General features: G+C 65.0%; 1 protein-coding gene and 2 pseudogenes. 1 reads left to right on the top strand and 2 read right to left on the bottom strand.

Features of this window, described 5'->3' with window-relative positions; all coding sequences use genetic code 11:
* Positions 1–86: 86 nt before the first annotated feature.
* Positions 87–2,317 (bottom strand): annotated as a pseudogene (locus tag EOA28_RS24825) (NADP-dependent malic enzyme).
* Positions 2,318–2,454: 137 nt separating this feature from the next.
* A complete protein-coding gene (locus tag EOA28_RS24830) occupies positions 2,455–3,639 on the bottom strand; it encodes a glycosyltransferase (protein ID WP_128298219.1) in 1,185 nt (394 codons plus the stop codon).
* Between the two features lie 167 nt (positions 3,640–3,806).
* On the opposite strand from EOA28_RS24830, the pseudogene EOA28_RS24835 reads away from it, so the two are divergent.
* A pseudogene (locus EOA28_RS24835) lies at positions 3,807–4,915 on the top strand (DNA mismatch repair protein MutS); the annotation flags it as partial.

Below are 4,915 nucleotides of genomic sequence, written 5' to 3' on the forward strand. Positions count from 1 at the left end.
CCTACCACCTCATACGCAAAGGGCCCGTGGCATCGCCGCGGGCCCGTTTGTTTGATCCCAAGCAGGGCCTTTGACGCGCCGGCCCGTCAATTCCCCGCCGTATAGGCCGCGATCGCCGCCATGTTGACGATGTCCGAGTCCTTGGCGTTCAGCGAGACGATCTGGACCGGCTTGTTCAAGCCGACCAGCAGCGGGCCGATGACGGTCGAGCCGCCGAGTTCTTGCAGCATCTTGGTCGAGATCGAGGCGGAATGGAATGCCGGCATGATCAGCACATTGGCCGGGCCGGTGAGCCTGATGAACGGATATTGCGCCATGGAGCGCGGGTTCAGCGCCACGTCCGCCGCCATCTCGCCGTCATACTCGAAATCGACGCGGCGCTTGTCGAGGATGCGCACCGCCTCCTGCACGCGTTCGGAGCGCTCGCCCTGCGGATGGCCGAAGGTGGAATAGGCGAGCATGGCAATCCTCGGCTCGTAGCCCATGCGGCGGGCAAAACCTGCCGCCTCCTCGGCGATGTCGGCGATCTGCTCGGCGTTCGGCATGTCGTGGACGGCGGTGTCGGCGACCAGCACCGTCCTGCCGCGGGCGAGCACGATCGACACGCCGATGACGCGGTGGCCGGGCTTGGCGTCGATGATGCGGCGCACATCGTCGAGCGCGGTGGAATAGTTGCGGGTAACGCCGGTGACGATGCCGTCGGCATCGCCCAGCGCCACCATGCAGGCGGCGAAGTGGTTGCGGTCGTTGTTGATCAGGCGCTGGCAGTCGCGGAACAGGAAACCCTTTCGCTGCATGCGCTCGTAGAGATAGTCGGTGTAGATGCCGTTGCGGCGCGACAGCCTGGCATTGATGATCTCGATGCCCTGCTTGTTCAAGTCGATGCCGGCATTGCGGGCATTGTCCTTGATGACGTCGTCGCGGCCGAGCAGGATCGCCGTGCCGAGCTTCTGGTTCACATAGGAGACGGCGGCGCGCATCACCTGCTCCTCCTCGCCTTCGGCGAAGACGATGCGCTTGGGCTGGCGGCGCACGCGGTCGTAGATGCGCTGCAGGGTCGAGGCGATCGGGTCGCGGCGGGCGGACAGTTCCTGCGCGTAGCGGTCGAGATCGAGGATCGGCTTGCGGGCGACGCCCGATTCCATCGCGGCCTTGGCCACCGCCAGCGGAATCGCCGAGATCAGGCGCGGGTCGAACGGCACGGGGATGATGTAGTTGGGGCCGAATTTCGGCCGGTTGCCCTGATAGGCGGCGGCGACATCGTCCGGCACGTCCTGGCGCGCCAGCTCGGCTAGCGCCCTGGCCGCCGCGATCTTCATCGCGTCGTTGATGGTGGTGGCGCGCACATCCAGCGCGCCCCGGAAGATATAGGGGAAGCCCAGCACATTGTTGACCTGGTTGGGGTAGTCCGAGCGGCCGGTCGCCATAATGGCGTCGGTGCGGATCTCGGCCACTTCCTCGGGCGTGATCTCCGGATCGGGATTGGCCATGGCGAAGATGATCGGGTTCTTCGCCATCGACTGCACCATGGCGGTGGTCAGCGCGCCCTTGGCGGACAGGCCGAGGCGCTGGACGGCGCCGACTTCCACTGGTTCATGCCTTCGGTGCGGCCCTGATAGACGACGCCCTTGGTGTCGCACAGGATGACATTTTCCGGCGCGAAGCCCATCGCCTTCATCAGTTCGATGCAGGCGATGCCGGCCGCGCCCGCGCCGTTGCAGACCAGCTTGGTGGTCTTCATGTCGCGGCCGGTGATCTCCAGCGCGTTGATCAGCCCGGCGGACGAGATGATTGCCGTGCCGTGCTGGTCGTCGTGGAAGACCGGGATATCCATCAGCTCGCGCAGCCGCTGCTCGATTATGAAGCACTCCGGCGCCTTGATGTCCTCGAGATTGATGCCGCCGAAGGAAGGCCCGAGGAAGCGCACGCAGTTGACGAACTCGTCGGCATCCTCGGTATCGACTTCAAGGTCGATCGAATCGACATCGGCGAAGCGCTTGAACAGCACGGACTTGCCTTCCATCACCGGCTTGGAGGCCAGCGCGCCGAGATTGCCGAGGCCGAGGATGGCGGTGCCGTTGGAGATGACGGCGACCATGTTGCCGCGCGTCGTGTAGTCGAAGGCGCGGCTCGGATCCTCGGCGATGGCGCGCACGGGAACGGCGACGCCCGGCGAATAGGCGAGGCTCAGATCGCGCTGCGTCGCCATCGGCTTGGTGGCGACGATCTCGAGCTTGCCGGGCCGCCCCATGGCGTGGAATTCCAGCGCCTCCTCGGGACTGACGGAAGGGCCGCTGCTTTCAGTTTTCCTGGCCATGATGCCTGACGTTTTCCTCACCAATTCGCGCTCTTGAGGCGAGCGCATTCTTTTAAACTACCGCTTAAGGCCATACTCAGCCGCTGTAAACGGCCAAGCGATCAAGTGACGGCGTTCCTCCGCGGTACCGGCGACGATCAAATCTTGCCTGATGAGATCGCGGCAATCTCGCGCAGGTGCTCGCTGACCGAAGCCCAGCGCGTCAGCCCAGAGGTGCCGGCGAACGGCCATTCGGAGAAGGGCGGATCATCGCTGCCCATGCGTCGCTTAAGCGCCGAGAGATAGGCCATCAGTTCCAACCGTTCCGCCTTTACCCTTTCAAGCGTGCGGCCGCGAATCTCCTCCCGCGGTATGGCCCGGTCGCGAAGCCGCTCGACCGCGCGGCGGATCGCGGCCGGCTCCGGCTCGGCGATAATGCAGTAGTCCGGATCGAAATAGACGTCGCGGCCGCCGATGCTCGGGGTCGAGACGATCGGCAACCCGGCCAGCAGATACTCCATGCTGGAATACATTGCCCCTTCCACCGCCGACAGGCAGAGCCCGACCGCGGCCTGGTTGTAGACGCGGTTGACTTCGGCGGAGGTCAGCCGGCCGGGCAGGCCATCAACGAGCGGATTGGCGATGCTGTGAAGCGGCGATTGCGCCTGCAGGCGACGGATGAAGGCGCGGTCGCCGGCCGGCGGCAATTCGCCGATCGAGGACGTCACATGGACTAGTCTTTCGATCTCGAAGGCGAGATAGTGCCGCTTGGTGTGCGAGATGCGGCCATTGTAGACGGCATCGTACTCGACCGGCACGTCCGGCAGCGGCCGGAACACGTCTTCCGAGATCATCAGATTGTGATTGGAGAAGATTGCATTGCCGCCAACGCCTGCAATCTGGCGTCGCTCTTCCTCTGTGTTGCAGAGAAAGATCAGCTCGTGTTTGGGGCAGGTCCTGGCGAACCAGGCGAGATCCTTGCGAATCTGCTCGATGACGGCAGGCCGTTCCAGCGTCCAGTTCGGCATCAGAAGGAAGGTAGCGCGTCGTGGCGCAAGGCGTCGGCAGAAGGCGGCGAGCGCGTAGAGCGGGCGCCTGCCGCCGACAGGTACATAGAGGATCAACGGATCGCGACTGAAAATGTGGAGAGGCATCTCGATGCCGCCATCGAGGCCCGAAATCGGCCCGCGCGCCGGAAGGATGAAGGGCAGCCGTATCCGCGTCCACGCCTTGATTTTGGTTCTGGTTCGGTTGGCTCGGTTAGCGGCAAGAAGCCGAATGCGGCCGAGCGAGCCGGCGGGGCCGACCATCTCCTCGAACGTCTCGTGTCCGTCCTGCTTCATCGCCCCACCATGTTCTCATGGGCCCGGACGATCCATATGTCGGCCGACCTCGTGAGGCAACATGCCTTGCGCACCCTGTTCCTGCCGATGGCGCAACCGCCCAGTCTTCCCCTGCTTTTCGCGCCGCCGGCATTAAACCGGGCTGCCACTTCTGCTAGCGTCCCGGCATGAACATGCACATGCCGACAGACAACGACGCCCAGGAGACGACGACGCCTGCGCCCGCCACCGGGGGCGTCACGCCGATGATGGAGCAGTATATCGAGATCAAGGCGGCGAACCCTGACTCGCTTTTGTTCTACCGCATGGGCGATTTCTACGAGCTGTTCTTCGACGACGCGGAGAAGGCGAGCCAGGCCCTCGGCATCGTTTTGACCAAGCGCGGCAAGCACCAGGGCCACGACATTCCGATGTGCGGCGTACCGGTGCATGCGGCGGACGACTATCTGCAAAAGCTGATCGCGCAGGGTTTTCGCGTCGCCGTCTGCGAGCAGATCGAGGATCCGGCGGAAGCCAAGAAACGCGGCTCAAAATCGGTGGTGCGCCGGGACGTGGTGCGGCTGGTCACGCCCGGCACCATCACCGAGGACAAGCTCCTCGCGCCCTCGGAATCGAGTTTCCTGATGGCGCTCGGCCGCGTCAAGGTTGGCGTCGCCGCTGCCAGCCAGGCGAGCTTCGCGCTGGCCTGGATCGACATTTCGACCGGCGCGTTCCGCGTTGCCGAGACGAGCGCCGAGCGGCTGCTTGCCGACATTTTTCGCGTCGACCCGCGCGAGTTGATCGTCGCCGAGCCGGTTTTCCACGATCCGGAGCTCAGGCCGGTCTTCGATGTGCTCGGCCGGGTCGCCAATCCGCAGCCGCCGTCGTTGTTCGATTCGGCCTCGGCCACGGGCCGCATCGCGCGCTTCTTCGAGGTCGCGACGCCGGACAGTTTCGGCACGTTCTCGCGCGCCGAATTGTCGGCGATTTCGGGCGCCATCGCCTATGTCGAAAAGACGCAAAAAGCCGAACGCCCGCCGCTGTCGCGGCCCGAGCGCGAGGAGCAGGGCTCGACGCTGTTCATCGACCCGGCGACCCGCGCCAACCTGGAACTGCTGCGCACGCTCTCCGGTAGCCGCGACGGCTCGCTGTTCAAGGCGATCGACCGCACCGTGACCGGCGGCGGGGCGAGATTGCTCGCCGATCGGCTGATGGCGCCGCTGACCGACCCGGCCGCAATCGCGGCAAGGTTGGATTCGGTCTCCTTCTTCCGCTCCGAAGTGCGGCTCTGCCAGAG

It is taken from the genome of Mesorhizobium sp. M2A.F.Ca.ET.067.02.1.1, assembly GCF_004023285.1.
Taxonomy (GTDB): Bacteria; Pseudomonadota; Alphaproteobacteria; order Rhizobiales; family Rhizobiaceae; genus Mesorhizobium.

What these genes read in the sequence shown, in the direction of transcription:
- EOA28_RS24830 (WP_128298219.1), bottom strand. Translation starts at nt 3,639, where the DNA reads ATGAAGCAGGACGGACACGAGACGTTCGAGGAGATGGTCGGCCCCGCC.